The organism is Pontibacter mangrovi (assembly GCF_006385705.1).
In the GTDB taxonomy this organism is placed as follows: Bacteria; Bacteroidota; Bacteroidia; order Cytophagales; family Hymenobacteraceae; genus Pontibacter; species Pontibacter mangrovi.
Genome location: NZ_VFRQ01000021.1, coordinates 1 through 22,839 on the forward strand (window position 1 = coordinate 1; position 22,839 = coordinate 22,839).

A 22,839-nucleotide genomic window follows, 5' to 3' on the forward strand; every position below is an offset into this window, starting at 1 on the left:
CTTGTCTTTATAGAAACTGTTCCCCTAGAAATTCGGCTATGCATGCACATAGTTATTATGCACCAAACATTGGGTATCCAATATCGATACTAGCGGCTATGCGTAAACATACGCTTATCTGCACTATATGCGGAGGCAAACACCCCGCTTCACAAGCGCTGTAACACTAAGTAAGTATAGCTAGAATATCACGCATTTCCTATACTTCCCCAGCTGCATTCTTAAGTATAAACTGCGCCGCCTCCCACAAATCATGCAGCTGCCATACATGCGCGCCTGGCTCATACTTATCGCCTACCAGTATGCCGCGTACGCCTACTTTTTCGGCCGCTTCCAGGTCGCGGAGCGAGTCGCCGACCAGCCAGCTTTGGGCGGGGTCAATGTTATACTTGGCGATGGCTTTCTCCAGCATCAGGCTGTCGGGCTTGCGGGCGAGGGAGGCGGAGAAGTTAGGGTGGCCGGGCGCCATATAATGCGCATCAATCAAGGAGCCGCAGGCATGCTGCAGCTTCTGGTGGCAGGCCAGCACATTCGCTTTATTGTACAATCCTTTGGCCACGCCGCCCTGGTTTGTAACCACTATCAGCAAATAACCGTTCTTCTTCAACAACCTAAGCGCCTCCGGCACACCTGGCAACACTTCAAAATCTTCCAGCGCATACGTATAATCGCCACGCTCTCGGTTCAGCACGCCATCGCGGTCCAGAAAAACGCACTTCTGTTTCTGCATGTGGTATAAGGGGTGAGGTGAGGCGCTAAATTACACATTTTAACGTTTATAGCAGAAGAGAGGCATCGGCGGCAGCAAGCGGCCTGTGCCCGCATACACCAACAGCAGCAGATGAGAGTAGCAATAATTGGAGCGGGGATATCGGGGTTGGCATTGGCTTACTACCTGCAAAAGATGGGCATACCTTACGATTTATTTGAGGCCGGCAGCCAGGTAGGCGGCAACATACGCACCGTAAAAACCGGCGAATACCTGCTGGAGCTGGGCCCAAACGCCATCCAGCACTTTCCGGAGGTAGATGAGCTGATACGCGAGCTAAAGCTGGAGCAGGAAGTGCTGCCTGCCTCCCGCAACAGCCGCCATCACTACATACTGCACCAGGGCACGTACCAGCGCCTGCCGCTCACGCCGCTCTCCCTGCTTTCCGACTCTTTCCTCCCGCAGGAAACCCGCTTCCGCATTTTGAAGGAAAAGAACATCCCGCCAGCCGGCCACGATTACGAAACCGTGTCGGAGTTCTTTGAGCGCCGCTTCGGGGAGGGCGCGCTGCACTATGCCGTCACCCCCTACGTATCGGGCCTTTATGCCGGCGACCCCGACAAACTGCTTATCCGCAAAACGTTTCCGCAGCTAAAGGAGTTGGAGCAGGAGCACGGCTCTGTGCTGAAGGGGCTGGCGGAGCGGCAGAAAAAGAAGAGCGCCTTTGAGTTGTTTTCCTTTGTAGAAGGCATGCAAACCCTGCCACAGGCAATCGCCGAAAAGCTGATCTCGCTGCACACCGAGCACCGCGTGGAGATGATCACCCGCAGCCAGGGCAAGTACATTATCAGCTGCTCCGCCCCCACCGACACCGACAACCAGGAGTATGACCTGCTGGTGCTGGCGCTGCCCGCCCCTAAGGCCGCCGACCTGTTGCAGTATACTTTCCCGGGTATGGCGGCCGCGCTGCACAACGTGCACTACCCGCCGCTGGCAGTGGTGCACACGGCCTACAACCGCCGTGATGTTGCCCACGAATTAGAAGGCTTTGGAGCCATGCACCCGAAGGCAGAGGGCGCTTTTGCAGCGGGTTGCATCTGGAGCAGCACCGTTTTCAGCGGCCGCTGCCGCCACCACGAAGTGCTCTTTACCACCTTTGTAGGCGGCGCACAGGCAGGGCAACACGCTTTAACCGACCTGGACCAGCTGCAGCAACAGGTGCACCAGGAGCTAAAAGAACTGCATGGTATCTCCTCCGATAAGCCCAATTTCCAGTACGCACACCTCTGGCGACAGTCTATCCCGCAGTTCGACCTGCACATAGAGGATGCCCACGACATGGCCCGTGCCCTGGAGCAGGAAGGGATGTATACCGCCGCTAATTGGCATTCGGGCGTGTCGGTGCCCAGCTGTATCCGCTATGCCAAGGAGCTTGCCACTAAAATTAATTCAGCCGTGCCCCATGCCCACAATAGCTGATTAGCTATATTTGTGGTATGAAGGACGCGTTGGTGATCATCCCAACTTATAACGAACGGGAAAATATTGAAGCGATGGTGCGTAAGGTAATGTCGTTGCCTCACCCCTTCGAGCTGCTGATCATTGACGACGGCTCCCCGGATGGCACCGCCGATATAGTGCGCGAGCTGCAACCGGAGTTTGCAGGCCGCCTGCACCTGGAGACGCGCCAGGGCAAGCTGGGCCTGGGCACTGCCTACATCCATGGCTTTAAGTATGCGCTGCGCCACGGCTACGAGTACATCTTCGAGATGGACTGCGACTTCTCCCACAACCCCGACGACCTTATTCGCCTCTACCACGCCTGCGCCCACGAAGGTTACGACATGGCCATTGGCAGCCGCTATGTGCAGGGCGTAAACGTGGTAAACTGGCCTATGAGCCGTGTGCTGATGTCTTGGTTTGCCAGTTGGTACGTGCGCCTGGTCACCGGCATGCCCATCCATGACACCACGGCAGGCTTTAAGTGCTACCGCCGCAAGGTGCTGGAAACAATAGAGCTCGACAAGATCCGCTTTGTGGGCTACGCCTTCCAGATCGAGATGAAGTTCCTGACCTACAAGTATGGCTTTAAGATAAAAGAAGTGCCCATCATCTTTACCGACCGCACCAAGGGCGTTTCCAAAATGTCGTCCGGCATTTTTAAGGAAGCCGTGCTGGGGGTGCTCCGGATGAAAGCCAGTAGCTATTTCCGCCACTTCGACCGCTATTAGCCACGGTAGTTCGGATATCTTTACAGCTAAACCTGGACTGCTATATACTTTAAGCGCACGCTTAAAGTATAAATCTGCGCTAAAACCCGTAAGCCGCCCATCCATCTTAAGTAAGTCTGGCTTACCTTGACTATATTTGGGCATTGTAGCACCGCACAACCTCCTCGTCTGTATGGATAGCATTTACTTCTGGATCATTTTCAACGTTTTCGTCGTTCTCCTGCTCATCCTGGACTTGTTCGTGTTCCACCGCAAGGAGCATGAGGTAAAGATAAAGGAGGCGCTGCTTACCAGCCTTTTCTGGATTTTGCTGGCCCTGGGCTTTAACACGCTTATCTACTTCTGGGAGGGCGAGCAGCCGGCTATGGAGTTCCTCACGGGCTACCTCATCGAAAAGTCGCTGAGCGTGGACAACCTCTTTGTCTTCATCCTCATCTTCAACTACTTTAAAGTGCCGCTCAAGTACCAGCACAATCTGCTGTTCTGGGGCGTGTTTGGAGCACTGGTGCTGCGGGCATTCTTTATACTTGTCGGGGTTACGCTCATCGCCAAATTCCACTTCCTCATCTACATACTGGGTGCTTTTCTGGTGTACACGGGCATAAAGATGGCTTTCTCGCAGGAAAGCGAGGTAGACCCGGAGCACAACCCGCTGGTGAAGTGGGCCAGCAAGCACATGCGCATTACCAAAACGGCCGTGGGCGGCAAGTTCTTTACCAAGATAGATGGCAAGTGGTACGCCACGCCGCTGTTCCTGGTGCTCATCATGATCGAGAGTACCGACGTGGTATTCGCCGCCGATTCCATTCCGGCTATCCTGGCCATCTCCAAGGACCCGTTCATCGTGTATACCTCCAACGTGTTTGCCCTGCTGGGGCTGCGCGCTTTATACTTTGCCCTGGCCGGCATTATGCAGCTGTTCCACTACCTGCACTACGGGCTGTCGCTTATCCTGGCCTTTATCGGTGTAAAGCTCCTTATCAGCGATATTTACCACATTGACATGCGCTATGCACTGATAGCGGTGGGGGCTATTCTAGCTATTTCCGTTATCGCCTCTCTGCTGTTCCCCAAAAAAGAAAGCAAACTGCCGGAGCCGCCCGCTGAGGAGGAGCACTAACCTTAACACAGGGTTTACCTGCAAAAATATTTTCAGCAAAAAACTTGCATTTATACTTTATAATTTTCGTAATTGCCAACAAATAAAGCACAGACATGCTACAACTAATGGCCTGCATTTATACGAATTCCTTTAAGGTGCCTCATACGGGGCTTCCGAGGTAATGTATTGTGCACTGTAAAACGTTGTAAGATATACACCACCAAGGGAGCCCCGCCACAAGCGGGGCTCTTTTGTTTTAAGCGCATCTCAGACTTATATCAACCAAAACAAAACACAGATTATTTAACATGCCAAAACCATGAGAGCAAGTAGAACACCGATCAATGTAGCACAACAGAGCAGCTTCCGACACGCAGACGGCAGCCTGGTGCTTATTGCGGGACCATGCAGTGCCGAGAGCGAAGAGCAGATGCTAAAGACAGCCCAGCAGCTGAAGTCCATAAAGGGCATAAATGTGCTGCGCGCAGGCATCTGGAAATCACGCACACGCCCGAATTCGTTCAAGGGTGTCGGTACGGTGGGGCTACAGTGGCTTGAAATGGTGAAAAAAGAAACCGGCCTGCGCACCGCTTGCGAAGTGGCCAATGCACAGCACGCCGAGGAGGCCATGAAGTATGGCGTTGACATCCTGAGCATCAGCGGACGCGCTACGGTAAACCCTTTTGCCATGGAGGAAATAGCCGCTGCCCTGAGAGGGACCAACATGCCGGTGCTGGTGAACAACCCGGTTTACCCGGACCTGGGCCTGTGGCTGGGCGCGTTGGAGCGCCTGAACCAGGCGGATATAACCGACTTGGGCCTGATAAATCGTGGCTTTGCCGCCGACGAGCAGTACCCGTACCGCAACCACCCGCGCTGGGACCACATGCTGCAGCTGAAGGACATGCACCCGGAGCTGCCTATACTTTGCGATGCCGCCCACATTGCCGGCCGCCGCAGCCTGCTGTACCCGGTTAGCCAGAAAGCAGTTGACCTGGGTGTGGATGGCTTGCTGTTTGAGTCGCACACGAACCCGGCAGCGGCGCTTAGCAGCCCACAGCAGCAGCTGATGCCGCAGGAACTGGAGCTGCTCATCAACGCCATCGAGACAAAGGTGCAACTAGAGGGCACTACCCACCTGGTAGAGCAGCTGGATGACCTGAGCCAGCAGATGGACAGCATGGACAAAGCCCTGATGGAGCTGTTGCTGCGCCGCCGCGAGGTAAAGCAGAAGATAAACCTGCACCAGATGGGCGACGTGCAGGAGAGCCTGCAGGTTAGCCGCTGGCAGAAGGAGCTGGATGCCTGGATGCAACGCGATGATTACACCGAGATGGACAGCCAGTTTGTGCGAACGCTGATGGAGGCGCTGCAACAGCACCGCCAAAGCCCTCAAAACGGGGTGGAGTCGTCGGCGGTGGCGTAAGAAAATGCAGGTATTGTTAGGAACTTCCGTTTACATCGATTAGATTTAGAAATAAATTAGAACAGAACGCATGTCGCTGAACACATTTTACTTTAGCTATTACTTTTTTGGTACTCCGCCGGGGCTCCACAGGTAATGCTATTGTGTTCGCGAACTGAACAAAGTATAAACCAGAGAAGCCCCGCCAAAAGCGGGGCTTTTTCTTTTTAACCCTCTCCTTAAAGCCATGTACGAAACTAAAATTGCCATCCAGGGTGGCCCGGCCTCCTTCCATGATGCGGCAGCCCGCCAGCTGCTTTCCGGCAAGCGCATTGTAACAGTAAATTGCACCAGCTTCCGCACGCTCTGCGCCATGGTGCAACAATCGGAGGTAGATGCAGCTGTGATGGCCATCGAGAACACGTTGGCGGGGAGCCTGCTGCCCAACTATGCGTTACTGCAGGAGCACGGCCTGCATGTGGTGGCAGAACACTGGATGCCCATAGACCAAAACCTGCTGGCGCTGCCGGGGCAGTCACTTGCCGGCATTCGGGACGTGCTCTCGCACCCGGTGGCGCTGGCCCAGTGCAACGGCTTTTTGCAACAGCACCCGCACCTGCAGCCGCAGGAAACGCCCGACACCGCCGACAGCGCGAAACTGATCTGTGAAAGGCAGCTGCAAAACACTGCCGCTATAGCCGGAAAGGCAGCCGCAGAACTGTATGGCTTAGAGGTTCTGCAAGAACGGATCGCGGATAACCTGCATAACCACACCCGTTTCCTGCTGCTGCAAAAAAACTGCCCCCCTGTCTCCACTACCGCCGACAAAGCCATACTTACCTTCCGGAAGCCGTTGCATACTGCTACCCTTGCGCTGATGTTAAGCATGCTGCAGAAGCACCAGGTAGAGCTGACAATGCTGCAAACCCTACCCGCTACCGACCTGCGGGGCCAGCTGGTGGCAGAGCTGGAGGCAAACCATGTAGACCAGCTGCAGGAGGCAATCGCGCAGGTAAGGCCGCTGGTGGAAGACCTGCAGGTGCTGGGGCTGCTGCAGAAAGCGCCTCGCCCGGCGGCAAACATTATACAGAAGAGAACAGCAGCCATCGTATAAAGCCATGATCATTCCTAAAGCAGACAGGCTACAGCAGGTACAGGAGTACTATTTCTCGCGCAAGCTGGCAGAAGTACGTGCGTTGCAGGCGCAAGGCAGGCACATCATCAACCTGGGCATCGGCAGCCCCGACATGGCACCTGCCGCCGCTACCGTAGAGGCGCTGGTGCACTCGGCGCGGCAAACGGACAGCCACGGCTACCAGCCTTACAACGGCACCGCCCGCCTGCGCCAAGCCATAAGTAACTGGTATGGCCAGGTATACGGGGTGGAGGTGCAGGAACAGGAGGTGTTGCCGCTGGCTGGCTCCAAAGAGGGCATCTTCCACGTTTCCATGGCCTTCCTGAACCCCGGCGACAGGGTGCTGGTGCCCAACCCGGGCTACCCTGCCTATGCCGCCGCAGCCCGGCTAGCCGGTGCAGAAGCGGTAACTTATACGTTGGAGGAGGCCACAGACTGGCTGCCACAACGGGCAGAACTGGAGCAGCTCGTGGCCCAAGGCCGTGTGAAGATGATCTGGATAAACTACCCGCACATGCCCACCGGCACCGCTGCCACAGCCGACACGCTGGCGTGGCTCGTGGAGTTTACGCAGCGCCACAACCTGCTCCTCCTCAACGACAACCCCTACAGCCTGGTGCTGCACCAGCAGCAGCCGCTCAGTCTTTTAAGTATACCTGGGGCCAAGGCCAATTGCCTGGAGCTGAACTCACTGAGCAAATCGCATAACATGGCGGGGTGGCGCGTGGGCATGGTGCTGGGGCAGCCGGATTATCTCTCCGCCATACTTGCCGTGAAAAGCAACCTCGACTCGGGGCAGCTGCTGCCGGTGCAGGAGGCGGCTGTTGCCGCGCTGCAACACGACGACGGCTGGCATGCCAGGCGAAACGCGGTATACTCGCAGCGGCAGCAGTTGGCGCACCGCCTTTTGGATGCGCTTGGCTGCACCTATCAACCAAACCAGACAGGCATGTTTGTATGGGCACGCTTACCGCAGCATGTTACCGATGCGGAAGTATACCTGGACGAGCTACTACACACCCAAGGCATTTTTCTGACGCCCGGCAAAATATTTGGCAGCCAGGGCGAGCGTTACCTGCGCGTATCGCTCTGCGCGCCGGCAGAACAAATTAAAGAAGCTATTACAAGAGTTAAATCAACAACAGAAACATTACATAACAATCATCATGACCACAACATCTAACCTAAACATTGCTGCTACTACCAAGATCCTGAACGGCGGCCCGCTGCCAACCGTAATTGCCGGCCCCTGCAGCGCCGAATCAGAAGAGCAGATGCTGCAGACGGCCCGGGAGCTAAAGAAAGACCATCGCGTATCTATTTTCAGGGCTGGTATCTGGAAGCCGCGCACGCGCCCCGGCATGTTTGAAGGAGTGGGCACCGTGGGGCTGGAGTGGCTGCAAACGGTGAAACAGGAAACGGGCCTGCAAACAGCCGCAGAGGTGGCTAACACGCAGCATGTGGAGGAGGCGCTGAAATATGGCGTGGACATACTTTGGGTGGGTGCCCGCACTACCGTTAACCCTTTCTCGGTGCAGGAGATTGCCGATGCGCTGCAGGGCGTAGATGTGCCGGTGATGGTGAAAAACCCTGTTAACCCGGACATGCAGCTGTGGCTGGGGGCGCTGGAGCGGCTAAACCGCGCCGGCATTACGGACCTGGCCCTGATACACCGCGGCTTCTCTACGCCGGGCAGCAAACCTTACCGCAACCACCCCAAGTGGCATACGATACAAGAAATCCGTGGGCTGGCCCCGGGCATCCCGCTGCTCTGCGACCCCAGCCATATTTCCGGCCGGCGCGACTTGCTGGAAACGGTAAGCCAGCAGGCCCTGCACCTGGGTGCCGACGGGCTGATGATTGAAACGCACACGAACCCGGACGTAGCGCTGAGCGACGCGGCCCAACAGGTAACGCCGGCAGGCCTGGACAAACTCCTGACCGCCCTGGACCTGGAAACGGAGCGGGTGGCGCAGCCAGAGCAGCTGCAGGACCTGCGTAGCCTCATCGACAAACTGGATAACGAGCTGCTGAATGTGCTGTTCCTGCGCGCCGATGTTTCGAAGCGCATCGGAGAGTATAAGCGTGCGAACGCGCTGGACATTTACCAGGCCGGCCGCTGGCGCCAGTTACTGGAAAACAGGCTGTCGGTGGCTGCAGGCATGGGCCTGGAGGAGGATTTTGTAAAGGCCATTTTCGACAGCATCCACAGTTTTTCGCTGGGCCTGCAGAACGAGGTTTTTGCCACGCCGCCCCAGCAAAAGTCAGCCTCTCAGAAGCTATAAAATGCATCCTGTTGTCTAAATATGGCTGAGTGGGCGCTATTTCAGGGCTCTTGTCGAAATTGAGGCGCGCAGTGAGGCACGTTTTGTACCTTTACCATGTTGCAAGACAACAACAACTATTCAGAAAATAGCTTTTATGAAAACTCCAATCTCCCGCTTCCGCACAGTGGGCCTCTACGAAGGTCTGTCTTACCTGCTGCTGCTAGGTGTGGCCATGCCGCTAAAGTATATGTTTGACATGCCGCTGTTTGTAAAGTATGTTGGTTGGGCCCACGGGGTGCTGTTTGTGCTGTACATGCTGGCGCTGCTGCAGGTTACGCTAGCGAACAATTGGGGCCTACGTAAAGTAGCGGCGGCTTTTATTGCCTCCCTCCTGCCTTTCGGGCCGTTTGTGCTTGATAAAAAGCTGCTGCAAGAGGAAGAGCAGGAGGCCGTACAAAAGAAACAAGCGCCAAAGAAACAAGTAGCTTAGTTTGTGATTTTAAATAGTTGAAAGCCCCATCAGCAGAAGCAGGTGGGGCTTTTTTTATACTTCATAGCCACGCTTCTTTACCTGGCGCAAGCGTCCGCTTGTGCCTCTTTTAGCCGCCGCTTCCTGCAACCGGAGCCAAGCTATGCTTTCTAGCTCCTGCTGATCCTCAGCCTTACGAACCTAAAGTTTCATCTCATACTTTGGTGCCCTCAAGGCCGGGAGGCCTCGCCTTCGGGTATCGCGCTGTGTTCCCTTCCTTTGCTCCTAACGTCGCAATGCCGCCAAGGCGGCACCGGAATCTCACAAGGCACTCAACGGAAAGATTGGGATCAGTTTTCGGCAGCCAAGGCCCCTGCTGTCATCTCCCCCCTCGGGAGAGATCTCTATAGATTCCCAATAGATCTCTCGCGCTGCTCGAGATGACAGAGAGAGCGGTAAGTATGATTCCCCTCCTTAGACTACCGAGAACGGGAGTTCGAAGGTAGCGAGCGTAGCTCTGAGGGGCAGGGGTGGTTGGGCCCGGTACAGTAAAAGCTCCCTCTCCTGTTTTAGAGGTAGAGGCCCTTGATAAAGGAGTGGGCGATGGAACATAGTATAATTCCCCTCCTCGGAGGGGTTAGGGGTGGGTTCATACTTTCAACTTATACTTCATCCAGCTGCTCCCCCTTCAAGCAAACACGATGGCAACTGCAAAGCTAATCCCCCGCCTTCCTCCGTGCCTCGGCCTGTGCAATGATACTGGAGGCCAGCAGCTGCAGCGCATGGTACATCATGATGGGCAAAAGAATGATACCGACCATGGTTCCGCCCGGGAACAGCACCTTTGACATAACCGTGCCATGCACCAGCGACTTTTTAGAGCCGCAGAAAACAGCTGCAATCTGGTTGTCGCGGCTGAAGCCCAGGAGCCTGGAAACGGTAAGTATAAGGCCGTACACCAGAAAGAACAGCGCGATCATGGCAGCGCCAAGCAGCAGCACATCCGTTATACTATAGCCGCTGAACATCTTGCGCGCAAACGACTCGCAAAAGGAAGTATACACGATCAGGAGGATAATCACCTGGTCGAACACACGGAGGCGGCCTTTGTTACGCTCTGCAAAAGCGCCCCAGAAGCGGTGCAGCAGGATGCCCAGCACAACCGGCAGCAGCACCTGCAGCACCAGTTTGCCCATCACGCTGCCCATATCGAAGTTTCCGGTGCCGGACGTCAGGAAAATGCCCATCCAGAGCGGCGTGATGAAAATACCCAACAAGCTGGAGATACTGGCGTTAAAGATGGCGCCCGGTATGTTTCCTCCGGCTATGGATACCATCACCACCGAAGAAGACACCGTAGAAGGCAGCGCCGCCAGGTAAAACACCCCCAGCCACAGCAGCTCCTGGGGCGTATCCTCAAACAAGGTATGCAGCGGCAGGATCAGCAGCGGGAAAAGTATAAACGTGCTCAGCTGCACCACCACATGCAGTTTCCAGTTGCTCAATCCCACTTTCAGCTTCTCTGGGCTCAGGCGCAGGCCATAGAAAAAGAAGATCACGGATACGCCATAATTGGCCACATCGCCCAGCGAAATTGGCTCGCGGTCCACACCCAGCTCCGGCCACAGGTAAGCCAGCCCGATCATACTTAGCAGCGCCACCAGAAACCAGTCCAGCCCCACGCGGGTAGCGATGGCCCTTGCCCTCGGAATCAGCCCAAGAGGCTCCTGCTGTATGGTGTTCTCTTCTTTTTTCATCATCCGCAAGTATACGCAAACTATACTTTTAAAAAGCAAACAGCCCCTGCAACCATGGCTGCAGGGGCTGTTTTTATACTTTGATGGGTTAAAAATCCAGCATGTCGATGCTTTCCAGTTCATACTGGCTGGTGTCCTCTTCCTCTACCGTAGCTGTGTCCGGTGCCGTCACGATCAGGTCGCGGGCGCGCCCATAGAGCTGCACGTTCGGGTATAGGTTCTCATACTCTTCCTGCGTAATCAGGCCACGGCGGCGCATAATGCCACCCAGCATGCGGTAGTAACCCGACTTCCAGCTGCGCAGGTTGCCGTGGCTGTCGAAAGAGGCGCGGTATCGTTTGGGGCTTGGGATGATGCTGGTCAGGAAAATAGCCTCCGCCAGGTTCAGCTCCGACGGCTGCTTGCCGAAGTAGAAGCGCGAAGCATCCTTGGCCCCGTACACATCCGGCCCCCACTCAATAATGTTCAGGTATACTTCAAACAGGCGGTTCTTGGATACCAGGTCCAGGTTCTCGATCAGCCACACAATGATGGCCTCCTCCACCTTACGGGCCACGGTTTTCTGGCGCGTCAGAAACACGTTCTTTACCAGCTGCATGGAGATAGTGCTGCCGCCGCGGGCAAACTCTCCTTCTTTCAGGTTTTTGATGATCGCCTGCCGGAAAGCCTCCTCATGGAAGCCCTTGTGGCTGTAGAAGCCCGCATCTTCCGCAGAAAGTATGGCGTTGCGCAGGTAGGGCGATATGGTATGCAGCGGCGCGTAAAACGGGTTGGCCGGGCCTACCGTGAACGTGCGGATCGGCTTGCCATACTCATACATGGTATGCGTAAACGAGCTGTTAATCTTCTCGATGTTCGTGTTGCCCCATTTCACGATCTTAAAGTCCTTAGAGGCGTCCAGGTCCGAGTCGAACACCACCTGCTCCAGGCTGTCCATGTTCAGGTGAAACTTGAGGTCGTACTGCAGCCACCCCTGCGCCTGAATGCCCTCCAGGTTCTCGAACAGCCCCGCCGGCAGCGAGTTAAAGAAGTCGTTGCCCGGTATCTTGTCGGTCTTTACTTTCAGGTCGATGATTTTGGACGGACGTGGCTGGTAGGAGGCATACACGTTGGCGCGGGCCTTGTTTACGCGCACCTCCGTCAGGCTATCCACCACATACAGGTTTGGCCCAAGCGTTACCACATAATCCACGGCTCCCTCCGCTACATGCACATCCTCTGCGGCCACTTTCGGGTGGTTGATCACCAGGTTGTTCACCATGGCATTGCCCCGCACGGTCAGGTTGTTGTTGCGGTACTTTTTATCTTTCAGGCTGACGTGGAGCGTATCAAAAGCGACGGTCGCATCAAACTTCTGCTTCACGTAGGGCAGGCGTATGCCGGCGGTATCGGAGGCAAAGAGGCTGGCGGAAATGTTGTAATCGCGCGCATCGATGGTGCCCTTCACATGCATGTTGTTCACCAAAGAGTCTGTGCGCACACACACATCCGACTCAATCGTGCCGTCGTCCACCAACAGGTAAGGCATCCGAACGTCTATGGTGCGGTTAGTAGAAGTATAGGAGGCGTTCAGGTTTTTAAAGTCCACCTGGTCGGGCACGTTGTCGAAGGCGGTTTCGATGAGGCGGTTGAGCAGCTGCCCGTAATTGCGGCCCGCGGCCGTGGAGTCTTTGGGCTGCGCAGGCGTTTTCTCGTCTTTTTTCAGCAGAAAGTCGAAGTTCGTCACGTCGCCCTTTTTCACGGCGGTCAGGTAGCTGTCGTTTACCTCCAGGCGCCTGAACACGATGCGGCCCTTAAATAGTGAGCGGAGACCGACGGAGGCATACACGCTGTCAGTAGTGAAAAGCGTGTCCCGGTCGTGCGGCACCAGCGAGATATCGCTCAGCACCACCGAGTTCCAGTCTACAAACTCGGCGTTGCCGATGTGCATATCCACCGGGTAGCGGCTCTCCACCTTCGCGATAACGCGGTTTACGGTATAGCTCAACAGCTTGCTACGGAAGGCGAACAACAGTACAAACAATAGCACAAAGAAGGCCAGCACACCGCCGACCCACATCCATATTTTATTTTTCAAACGATGGTCCAAAGTATAATCCGGTGCGAAATAAGTAATAAGATCTGTATCAAAAAATTTATGCTCATACTTCCTCGGAGTGAAATATATTCCTACTTATATGAGCCTATATACCAATATGTACCCAACTATTACGGCTACAAACCTGATAAGATATACCTGTAACGCCTTTCACCACAAGGTTAGTGCCATACTTGCAGATATAGCCCATCCACAAGCGCCCTATAAATCAAACTGTTACCTATTCCGTAAGTGCAGCATCAGGCGGATATAATTCTGCGGCCGTAACGCAAGGCGCCTCCAACGCTGGCTTCGTGTGGCAAACCTGTGTATCTTTGAACAGGATAACCTCATCCCCATACCATGAACCTGACAACACTCACTGCTATCTCGCCGGTGGATGGCCGCTACCGCCGCCACACCGCCGACCTTGCCCCGTACTTTTCAGAATTTGGCCTCATCCGCTACCGTGTGCTGGTGGAGGTGGAGTACTTCATTGCGCTCTGCGAGCTACCGCTGCCACAGCTGCAGGAAGTTAGCCACAGCACTTTTCCGGAGCTGCGCGCCATCTATAAGAACTTTACGGAGCAAGACGCCCAGGCGATAAAGGAAACCGAGAAAACCACCAACCACGATGTAAAGGCGGTGGAGTATTTTCTGAAGGAGAAATTTGACCAGCTGGGCCTGAGCGAGCACAAGGAGTTCATCCATTTTGGGCTTACCTCGCAGGACGTGAACAACACGGCCATCCCGCTGTCGCTGCGCGAGGCGCATGAGCGCGTGCTGCTGCCAGCTTACCAGGCCATACTTCAGAACCTGCAGGGGCTGGCGCACGAGTGGAGAAACGTGCCGATGCTGGCGCACACGCACGGCCAGCCGGCCTCCCCTACCCGCCTGGGCAAGGAGATTATGGTGTTTGCCGAGCGCCTGCAGCGCCAGTTGGACCTGCTGGCGCAGGTGCCTTTCTCGGCGAAGTTTGGCGGCGCCACCGGCAACTTCAACGCCCACCACGTGGCGTACCCAAGCATCAACTGGCCCGAGTTCGGCAACCGCTTTGTGCAGGAGCAGCTGGGCCTTACCCGCAGCCAGTACACCACCCAAATAGAGCACTACGATAACCTGGCCGCTTACTTTGATGGCCTGAAACGCCTGAACACCATCCTGCTGGACTTCTCCCGCGACGTGTGGCAGTATGTATCCATGGGTTACTTTAAGCAGAAGATAAAGGCCGGTGAGGTAGGCTCCTCGGCCATGCCGCACAAGGTAAACCCAATCGATTTTGAAAACGCCGAGGGCAACCTGGGCATTGCCAATGCCCTGCTGGAGCACCTGTCGGCCAAGCTACCTATCTCCCGCCTGCAGCGCGACCTGACTGACTCTACCGTACTGCGCAACGTAGGGGTGCCGCTGGCGCACGCGCTCATTTCCCTGAAATCGCTGGAGAAAGGCATCGGAAAGCTGGAGCTGAACGAGGCTGCCCTGCACGCCCACCTGGAGGACAATTGGGCTGTTGTGGCCGAGGGAATCCAGACGGTGCTGCGCCGCGAGGGCTATCCGCAGCCATACGAGGCCCTGAAGGAGCTGACCCGCAAAAACGAGAAGATGACCGAGGAGCGCATCCATACTTTCATTGACACGCTGCAGGTAAGCGATGCCGTGAAGGCGGAGCTGAAGCAGATCTCACCGTTTAACTACACCGGCGTCGATCAGCTTACATAGGTATAACTTCGCCGTAAAAAGAACGCCCCGGCAGCCGAAACTGCCGGGGCGTTCTTTTTATAGTTTGATGTCTGTAAATCAAACTAATACTAATCTTGATTGATTATTGCGCCTGGATTGGTTCCACAGTTTATTTACAGTCTAAAACCCACCCCTTGCCCCTCCAAGGAGGGGAATCAGCCTGTAAATTTGTAAAAGGCACTGCGCACGAACTAACTGATAGTGGTGTAATCCATACGTTCTGCCACTGCCGGGCTGCCATACTTTATTTACCAGGGCAAGCCGTTCAGGTGGATGTGCTGTGGCCGGATAGGCTGCTGCCCGGGCGGCAACAGCAGCATGGTGTTGGAATCATATAGCTGCTCCCCGGTTGGCTGGTGATAGTATAAAGTGCAGTTAGAGAGGCTGTACCAGCCCAGACGGCTATAAAAAGGCAGCAGCGCATCTGCACAAAGCAAAAGGCCATAGGCACAGCCCAACTGGCTAAAGATAAACGGCGCCGCCTGCCGCAGCACTTGGCTGGCATAGCCCTTGCCCCGGTAAGCCTTCGGGGTGATGACGTTGTTGATGCCGGCAACTTTATACGTTTGCCCATCGATGCTTACCTCGCGCAGCACTACATGGCAGAACGTGGCGATGGCGTCGCCCTCATACGCCAGCAGCACCCAATCTGGCCTTGCCCACTCCCGCTCCTGCACAAAGGGCACTTGCCCAAATTCCTCCTCCACGTACTGCTCCAGCACTGCCCTGGTAGCTGCGCTGAGGCTGCTATACGCTTCTGTTTTCATCATACTGGCTATTTTCTTGTAAGCGGCTCCTCTACCCGAAAGGTAGTTACCTGGCTGCCCGGCAAGCCACTCTCTGTCATGCCCTGCACCACTACCAAGTACTCACCCTGCTGGTCTGAAGTATAAAAATCAACTTGCCCGCCTTTGCCTGTCTCCACCATCAGGTTGGGCTGCCAGTGCAGCAGGTTCCGGAGGTCGGCGAGGCGGCTTTGCCGCTGCTCCGGCGTGTCGTAAGCAGGTGCGTAAAACTCCCGCTGCAGCTGCACACCTTCGTAGGCTTGTAACAGCGCTTTGGGGTTCAGCTCAAATCCGGCCAGATCGCCTTTGTAGGTGGTGTAGCTCACAAGGCCCTCATATACCATCGGCCCGTTAAAGAACCTGCTCGTTATCACATCCAGCTGCCTTACCTTAAGCGGGTCGAACGCCATGATCTTGTCAATGTCGAAAACAGGCACGCCGTCCAGCAGCACCATCGGGTTATTCTGAAAGATACCTTTGTAAGGGCGGTTGAAGACCATAAAACGGAACTTGCCGCCGCTTCTCCTTACCTGCACGCCCGGCACATACTCCCGCATCACCTCTTCCATCACCTTAAAGCGCTTGTAGTCGTCCAGCAGATACTGCTCATCGGGTTGCCCGTAGAACGACAAACTGTCCACGGCTGGCGGTACGGTTCTGTTTATGTACTTGCCGAAATACGCCTGCCGCACCTGCGCCTGCACATGGCGCAGCGTTAAGGCCTGCGCCAGCCCTTCAGAAATGTTAAATGATGTTGGTTTAGCCGCCCCATACATATCTGAAAAAGGGCTGAAGATCTCAAAATGATACGTGCTGTCCTTCGTGAAGTCGCTCTGCACCACGATATCCCTGTCGCCAAAAAAGTCTTTCATCTCGAAGCTGATGAGCCCCTCTGCATCGCTGGTGGCATTGTAGAGGCGCACCCGCTTGCCGGGCGATGCCAGGTAGGTAACCACCCGCGGAGCAGGCGCTCCTGTTGTGCTCAACGTTACCCTGCCGTTGATCCGGTGGCCGTTATACTCCGGCAAAAACTGCAACCTGGCTGGCTCCTCGGCCAGCACATCCTGCCAGGCAAAGCGGCTCCAGCCATGCGTCAGCATCAGGTTGTCCATCGCCTCCTGGTCCGTAGCGCCGGCTTCGGAAAAATAATAGCCGGGGTTTTCTACTGTCCCTCTCAGGTCGGAGGTGAGCCAGAGGTAGCTTTCTATACTTTCTGGAATGCTTTTTTGCAGGGAGTCCAGCCGGTACACGGCCAGCGACAGGTTTGCCGGCACCTGCTGGCTTGTAGGCAGCTGCGCCTGCAGGTCCAGCGTCACTTTCTCGCGGATGCCGTAGTGGGGCTTGTTCGTGGCCAGGTTGAGCTGCAGGGATTGGGCCGGAGACTTAAAGTATAAACGCTCGCACACCGGCTGTCGGCTTTCGTTAAACACCGTGAAATGGGTGATGCCATCTGCCAGCGCTGCCTTATCCACCAAAAACACCGCAGCCCCCTGGTTAAGGGCCGCTGCAGCTGAGAAGGCCACCGCCTGCCTGGTATGCGCCAGCAGGTATAGCTGCTCTCCCAGCTCCCCTTGTTGCCAAACCGTGAGTTTCAGCTGGCCTGTTGGCGTTTCCTGCAACTGCAGGGCGTAGCCTCGCTCTTGTGCAACCGGTAATTTCTGCTTAAAGCTGCTGCTGTCCGGGAGCGTGATGACAGCGGTGTAGCGGCTGCCTGTGGCAGGCGTAAAGGTAAAATGGCCGATCCCGAATTTGTGCGGCGAGAACTCCGCCACCGTGTCGCCCTGCTGGTCCTGCAGGATGCCGGTAAAGGCAAGGCCTTTACCGCTGCTTTGCTCGGTTGCCTGAAAAGCCACTTTATTCGCAACACCGGCTACTAAATTGCCGCCCTCCGGAAAAAACCGAACAGCATGTGCCGCCGCCGTGGGTTTTGCCGCCGCATCCAGCTGCTGAAAGGTGTTGATGATCGTGACAGGCTGCTCGAAGTAGAAGTCCGGGCTAAAGTTCTTCATCCAGTTGGTGTATGCCCTGACGGTGTAGTTACCCGATGCCAGCGTGGCCGGCAATATAAACGAGCCGTTCCCGAGCCCTGCCTTTAACCCGATCTTGCCCTGCAGCACAGGCTTCTGCTGCGCATCCAGCACCTCTACATACGCCACTTTGCTCATGTCCAGCGGTTGGTGCCGCGTGCCGTCCACGTTGTATACTTTAAACCACATGGTTTCGCCGCACACATACACCGGCCTGTCGATGTGCAGGAACAGCTTCTCCTGCAGCGCATGGTTGCGGTGCTGTTCAAAGGCTTTGTTTATACTTGCAAAAGGCACCTGTTGCGCAAACGCATGGGCCGTAGCCAGGCAAAACGCAAGGCAAAGCACAGCGCGGGCACATCCCCGGAAAAGTATGAAGAGCTGGTGCGGCATCTGGTTAGAGTTCATGGCTTATTCCCAAAACGCTGGTTTTACATTGGTTCCTTTTGTCCGGCAGTCTACACAGCTTTTAGCGCCATACGTATAGCCGATCACGAATGGACCGCTAGGGGCATAGAGCTCGAAAACAGGCATGAGCCCCCCACCCTGAAAAAGGTCTTTCACGCTCCTATCCTCAAAAAGCAAGGTATCCACTGTGCACATGGGCAAGTACAGCCGCCATTCTTTCGGTAGCTCCTTGTGGTCTATAAAAATCCTTTTCTCCTGCATGGTAGAGGCCGACACAAACCCAACCACCGGCTCATCAGGGTTATGGATGTTGCGGATGTTGCCTTTTAGCTGCGAAGGCAAAGGGTCGAACAGGGTGCCGATGCTTTCGGTGTTCTTCTTTAGGGTCTCCCAGTACTCATACGCCTCCCGCGTCAGGGCATACTGTTTCACCAAAATACTATACTTAATCGCCAATTTCTCGGAGTTGTGTGGGATGGTCAGCAGTTTATAGTTGCTGATCACGTCCTGGCTCAGCCTGGTGGAGTTGCTCAGCTCGATGGTGGTGGAGTGGTCCGACCTCCAGCAGTAGTAGATTTCTTCGTCGCTGTCGGTGCGGTATACCACCGTGTCGCCATCAAACTTTAAGTTCGTAAACAAAGCCGACCTGAACTGCCAGGTGCTCTCGTACTCCCAGCGGTAATAGCGCGTATCGTTTTCTGGGTCCTGCGCGCTCACGTACAGTTGCACCTCTTCGTCTATGGGCTTCCAGGTTACCGCCCCCACTTCAGGGGTCTGCTTTACCGCTACAAACTCAGAAAGGTATTCTTCGCCATCAGAGGTTTTGATGTAGAGCCTGTACTTGTTTGCCGGACTGAGCCCTAAGTTGCCGACCGTATAGTATCCGGCCTCTGTCTCGCTAAGCCTGTAGTTTTCTCCGTTTTCAGCCTCAATCGACACAGTCGCCCCTGTCTCGGCAGGAGGCGGCACTTCTTCGTTCAGGTTCTGGGTGCGGAGCAGCTGTACATTTGTAGGGCCGTTGGCATTGATGAAGCCGTTTACCACCAAATAGCTATTGGGCGCCTCCAGCACCTCGGGTGCATATGGCTCTATGCAACCGTTAAGCAACAGCGCCATTAGCCAACCTAGTAGCACGTTCAGATTTCTGGTTTTCATGCGCTTAAAACTTAAAGTTGTAGGTTATGGTAGGTATCGGCTGCCCGAAAATCGACATTTTATACCCTCTGATCCTGCCGTTCTCTGATTTAAAGTATACAGAGTAAGGGTTCTTGCGCCCCGTCAGGTTGTACACGGCCAGTGTCCAGGAGCTGTGCGCCAGCTTTTGCACCTTGTGGTTTCCCTCGATGTTCATGGCAAAGTCTACCCGGTAATAGTCGGGGATGCGGTATTGGTTGCGGTCTGAGTACAGGATGCGCTGCGTGGAGCCGTCGTAATACTTTGCCAGCGGCAGCGTAATAGGCCTGCCAGTGCTGTAGGTAAAGTTAAGCGAGGTGCTAAAACGCTGGCTGAAGCGGTAGTTGCTGATCAGGGTGAAGTCGTGGGGCTTGTCATAGTTGCCCGCATACCACGCGCCGTTGTTGATGATCTCGGAAGTAGCCGGGTCGTTTACCCGCACCAGCGTGCGCGAGTAAGTATAGCTCACCCAGCCGTTCAGCTTGCCCGTGGCCTTCTTCAGCATCACCTCCACGCCGTAAGCCTTGCCCTCCGCGTTGGCCACGTCGGTTTCGATGTGGTGGTTCATGATGATGGAGGCGCCGCTTCTGTAATCCAGGAAATCCTGCATCCACTTATAGTATGCCTCCGCCGAAAACTCAACTGTATTCGCCCGGAAGTTCCGGTAGTAGCCCAGCGCCACCTGGTCGCCGATCTGCGGCTTTATGTTGCTGTCGCTCAGTTTCCAGGTATCAGTTGGCGACATGGTGGTAGTGTTGGAGAGCATGTGCACGTACTGCCGCAGCCTGTTGTAGCTCAGCTTCACAGAAGAATTGTCTGACAGGCCATACCTGGCCGAAAAACGGAATTCCGGCCCATGGTAGGTTGCTACTGGCTTTCCGGCACCATAGGATACGGTATCGGTTACGGTGCCCACGGTTTTAGGCACGCCAGCCGCATAGGTATACACCTCACGGGCGCCCAGCGCGTTGAACAGCGAATAGCGCAGCCCGAAAGAGAGCGAAAGCCGCTGGCTCACATCATACCTGTCTGAGATATAAACGGCACTTTCCAGCGCCTTCTCCTGCTGCACCTTGTCTGCACTTATCAGCGACTCGGGGCTGTTGGGCGTTAGCGTGCCCGGCGACACCTGGTAACGGATGGCGCTCGCGCCAAAGTCTAAAGTATGCTTGGAAGTTGGAAAGTAGTTGAAGTCGAGCTGCAGCCCGGTCTGGCCGATGCCGAAGGCTAGCTTGGCCGCGTTCACAGCGTTTTCCTCATTCGTGATGTCGTAGCTGTAGTGGCTGTGGGTACCCGTGAGCACGCTGTATAGCTTGTTATGGAAATTGTGCTTCCATTTTATACTTGCATTCCGGTTGTTGTACCGGTACAGCGTGTCGGCAGCCAGTTTAAAGCGGTCTTTGCTGATGTAGCCGGTCAGGTAGAGGCTGTTCTTTTCGTTAATCTCGTGGCTAACCTGCGCATTCAGGTCATAAAAAGAGGCCTCGCTGTTCTTAAACGATTTGTTGCGCAGCTGCTTCAGTATCCAGTCGGAGTAGGTGGTGCGGCCACCGATCAGGAACGAGGTTTTGTCTTTCACGATCGGCCCTTCCAGCGTCAGCCTGCTTGTCAGTAAGCCGATGCCGCCTGAGCCGGTAAACTCTTTCTTGTTGCCCTCGCGGGTGGTAACCTCCAGCACCGACGACAGGCGCCCGCCATACTTTGCCGGTATTGCGCTCTTGTACAGCTCCACCGACTTCAGCACATCCGGGTTAAAAGCCGAGAAAAAGCCAAACAGGTGCGAGGGGTTATAGATGGTGGCGTCGTTCAGGAGAATCAGGTTTTGGTCGGTGGAGCCGCCCCGCACGTTCATGCCCGTGCTTCCCTCCCCCACCGATTTTACGCCCGGCAGCGTGAGCACTACCCGCAGAATATCGGTTTCGCCGAAGGCAGTGGGCACCTGCTTTATCGTTCTGATGTCGAGGCGCTCCATGCCCATCTGCAAGCCTGACACGTTACGGTCTTTCTCCGCTTCCACCAGCACCTCCTTCAGCGTCCGCACATCCTCTTCCATCTCAATATCCAGCTTGCCGTCGCTGTGGAGCATCACCTGCCGGCGGGTGTTTTTCAGGCCCACGGCGCGTATCTTCAGTTCATGCCGCCCAACGGGCAAAGTCAGGGAGTAGTAGCCATACTGGTCGGTGGCCGTGCCTATGTTGGGGGACTCGATGTAGACGTAAGCGCCGATGATGGCCTCGCCGGTGTTGGCATCGCGGATGGTGCCCGCCAGGTTCGCCTTGCTGCTGCTTCCCGGCACGCCAACCTCATACAGCTTCAGCTCCGACACCACTTTTTTTCTTTTCTCCGGCTGGGGCAGGTACTGCTCGGCCAGCTGGGGAGCCGTTGCCCCTGCGGCATCCTCCTCTTTGTTGAAAAATCCATCGGGCAGGCTGGTGAGCACGGGTATTTGGCTGGTAATAAACACCTGCCGCTGCTGGCTGATGGCAAAACGGAGCTCTGTTCCAAGCAAAGCCTTTTCCAGCACCTGGCTCAGCGGCAGCGCGTCCGCTTCTACACTCACCATAACGCTGTCTACCGCCTCCCGGTCGAAGTAAAAAGTATAAGCCGTCTGCGCCTCCAGATCCTCTACAAACTCCTGAAACGGCGTATTAGCATACTTGCCCGTTACAAGTGGCCCGGCGGTTTGCTGGGCAAAGGCCGACACGGTAAGGCCGGTAAGTATAAGTATGGAAAGGATGAGTTTGTGGTAGAAGTGCGGCATAGAAAAACGGTAAGGGGGTGAGTCTGGAACAGGAAGGGCATTAGTTCTTGAGCTTGTCGTACTGCTGCGCTACGCTGACGATAGCCTTTTCGCGCTGCTTTCGGAACCTGAGCTTATTTTCGCGGATAAACTTTTTCAGCGGCTTCTTCTCGTCCTGCAGCAGGCTAAGCACATGCCTTTTCCTGCTCACTTCATGGTAGGCATCATCTTTATAAAGGAAATATTTGTCCACTACTTTAAATTCTCCTTCCAAGCCGTCGGGCGTCACCCGCTCCTGTACTTCCTTATCCCGCAGCACATATACTTTTACCTGGCCATCATACAGCACCCCGTAGAACCCGGGCTGCAGCACAGCGCCGGCAGCCGTATCCGGGTGTAGAGACACAAATACCTCATCCCCGGGCAGCACAAAGGCCTCCACTTTCTCTTTCACCAGCTTCAGGGCATACCCGCTGGCTGGGTGCACCGTCACGATTTCGCCCTGCACCACGTCATACAGCAACGGCACGTCGTGGTACCACGCGCCGTCATACTTTACAGCCGCAGGCGCATACTTGCTGCTCCCGTAATACTGATCACCATCCAGGTAAGGCCTCTGCGGCACATGGTACTCAGCGCCTGTGTACAAATGGCTTTGTATGTTGATGCTCTTTCTGTACAGTTGCACTGCTTCTGCCACAGCCTCGCTTACAAAGCTGGTATCGTTTTGCTGCGCCTGCGCCAGGGCCGGCAGCGGCAACAGCGGTAGCATCAAGAGGAAGACAAGCGAAAAAAGGCACTTTTGCATGAACAG

General features: G+C 55.4%; 17 protein-coding genes. 9 read left to right on the forward strand and 8 right to left on the reverse strand.

Annotated elements, in window-relative coordinates; translation table 11 throughout:
• Nucleotides 1-199: 199 nt before the first annotated feature.
• Nucleotides 200-730: a D-glycero-alpha-D-manno-heptose-1,7-bisphosphate 7-phosphatase gene (locus FJM65_RS20840; protein WP_140624261.1), complete on the reverse strand. Its 531-nt coding sequence runs from the start codon at nt 728-730 to the stop codon at nt 200-202.
• 111 nt (nt 731-841) lie between these two features.
• On the opposite strand from FJM65_RS20840, the gene hemG reads away from it, so the two are divergent.
• From hemG to FJM65_RS20880, 8 genes are all read left to right on the forward strand, one after another.
• The gene (gene hemG / locus FJM65_RS20845; protein WP_140624263.1) at nt 842-2,188 is read left to right on the forward strand and encodes a protoporphyrinogen oxidase; all 1,347 of its coding nucleotides are present in this window, start codon (nt 842-844) and stop codon (nt 2,186-2,188) included.
• Nucleotides 2,189-2,205: 17 nt separating this feature from the next.
• Entirely contained in the window at nt 2,206-2,940 is a 735-nt protein-coding gene (locus FJM65_RS20850; protein WP_140624265.1) for a polyprenol monophosphomannose synthase, read from the forward strand.
• A gap of 172 nt (nt 2,941-3,112) precedes the next feature.
• Complete coding sequence (locus tag FJM65_RS20855; RefSeq protein WP_140624267.1) at nt 3,113-4,060, forward strand: TerC family protein; 948 nt, start codon at nt 3,113-3,115, stop codon at nt 4,058-4,060.
• A gap of 301 nt (nt 4,061-4,361) precedes the next feature.
• On the forward strand, nt 4,362-5,468 hold the full coding sequence (locus FJM65_RS20860; protein WP_140624269.1) for a 3-deoxy-7-phosphoheptulonate synthase: 1,107 nt from the start codon (nt 4,362-4,364) through the stop codon (nt 5,466-5,468).
• Nucleotides 5,469-5,694: 226 nt separating this feature from the next.
• Nucleotides 5,695-6,561, forward strand: coding sequence for a prephenate dehydratase (locus tag FJM65_RS20865; RefSeq protein WP_140624271.1), 867 nt, complete (start codon nt 5,695-5,697; stop codon nt 6,559-6,561).
• A gap of 4 nt (nt 6,562-6,565) precedes the next feature.
• Nucleotides 6,566-7,765 carry a pyridoxal phosphate-dependent aminotransferase gene (locus FJM65_RS20870; RefSeq protein ID WP_140624273.1) on the forward strand — a complete coding sequence of 400 codons (1,200 nt, stop codon included), beginning with the start codon at nt 6,566-6,568 and terminating at the stop codon, nt 7,763-7,765.
• On the forward strand, nt 7,749-8,867 hold the full coding sequence (locus tag FJM65_RS20875; RefSeq protein ID WP_140624275.1) for a chorismate mutase: 1,119 nt from the start codon (nt 7,749-7,751) through the stop codon (nt 8,865-8,867). Before FJM65_RS20870 ends, FJM65_RS20875 begins: the two co-directional genes overlap by 17 nt.
• A gap of 136 nt (nt 8,868-9,003) precedes the next feature.
• Entirely contained in the window at nt 9,004-9,339 is a 336-nt protein-coding gene (locus FJM65_RS20880) for a DUF3817 domain-containing protein (RefSeq protein ID WP_140624277.1), read from the forward strand.
• 695 nt (nt 9,340-10,034) lie between these two features.
• Here FJM65_RS20880 and FJM65_RS20885 read toward each other — a convergent pair.
• Both FJM65_RS20885 and FJM65_RS20890 read right to left on the reverse strand, forming a co-directional pair.
• The gene (locus tag FJM65_RS20885; RefSeq protein ID WP_181163830.1) at nt 10,035-11,075 is read right to left on the reverse strand and encodes a bile acid:sodium symporter family protein; all 1,041 of its coding nucleotides are present in this window, start codon (nt 11,073-11,075) and stop codon (nt 10,035-10,037) included.
• Between the two features lie 88 nt (nt 11,076-11,163).
• Nucleotides 11,164-13,152 carry a biosynthetic peptidoglycan transglycosylase gene (locus tag FJM65_RS20890; RefSeq protein ID WP_239023054.1) on the reverse strand — a complete coding sequence of 663 codons (1,989 nt, stop codon included), beginning with the start codon at nt 13,150-13,152 and terminating at the stop codon, nt 11,164-11,166.
• A gap of 363 nt (nt 13,153-13,515) precedes the next feature.
• On the opposite strand from FJM65_RS20890, the gene purB reads away from it, so the two are divergent.
• Nucleotides 13,516-14,871 carry an adenylosuccinate lyase gene (gene purB / locus FJM65_RS20895; protein ID WP_140624279.1) on the forward strand — a complete coding sequence of 452 codons (1,356 nt, stop codon included), beginning with the start codon at nt 13,516-13,518 and terminating at the stop codon, nt 14,869-14,871.
• A gap of 269 nt (nt 14,872-15,140) precedes the next feature.
• Here the strand turns inward: purB and FJM65_RS20900 are convergent, their stop codons facing one another.
• From FJM65_RS20900 to FJM65_RS20920, 5 genes are read right to left on the reverse strand one after another with little or no spacing between them, the layout of a single operon-like run.
• A complete protein-coding gene (locus FJM65_RS20900; protein ID WP_140624281.1) occupies nt 15,141-15,662 on the reverse strand; it encodes a GNAT family N-acetyltransferase in 522 nt (173 codons plus the stop codon).
• Nucleotides 15,663-15,667: 5 nt separating this feature from the next.
• Entirely contained in the window at nt 15,668-18,112 is a 2,445-nt protein-coding gene (locus tag FJM65_RS20905; RefSeq protein WP_140624283.1) for a hypothetical protein, read from the reverse strand.
• A gap of 3 nt (nt 18,113-18,115) precedes the next feature.
• On the reverse strand, nt 18,116-19,267 hold the full coding sequence (locus FJM65_RS20910; protein WP_140624285.1) for a DUF4249 domain-containing protein: 1,152 nt from the start codon (nt 19,265-19,267) through the stop codon (nt 18,116-18,118).
• A 4-nt stretch (nt 19,268-19,271) separates the two neighbouring features.
• Nucleotides 19,272-22,046, reverse strand: a complete 2,775-nt coding sequence (locus tag FJM65_RS20915) for a TonB-dependent receptor (protein ID WP_140624287.1) — start codon at nt 22,044-22,046, stop codon at nt 19,272-19,274.
• Between the two features lie 40 nt (nt 22,047-22,086).
• Nucleotides 22,087-22,833, reverse strand: a complete 747-nt coding sequence (locus FJM65_RS20920) for a hypothetical protein (RefSeq protein ID WP_140624289.1) — start codon at nt 22,831-22,833, stop codon at nt 22,087-22,089.
• Nucleotides 22,834-22,839 lie beyond the last annotated feature (6 nt).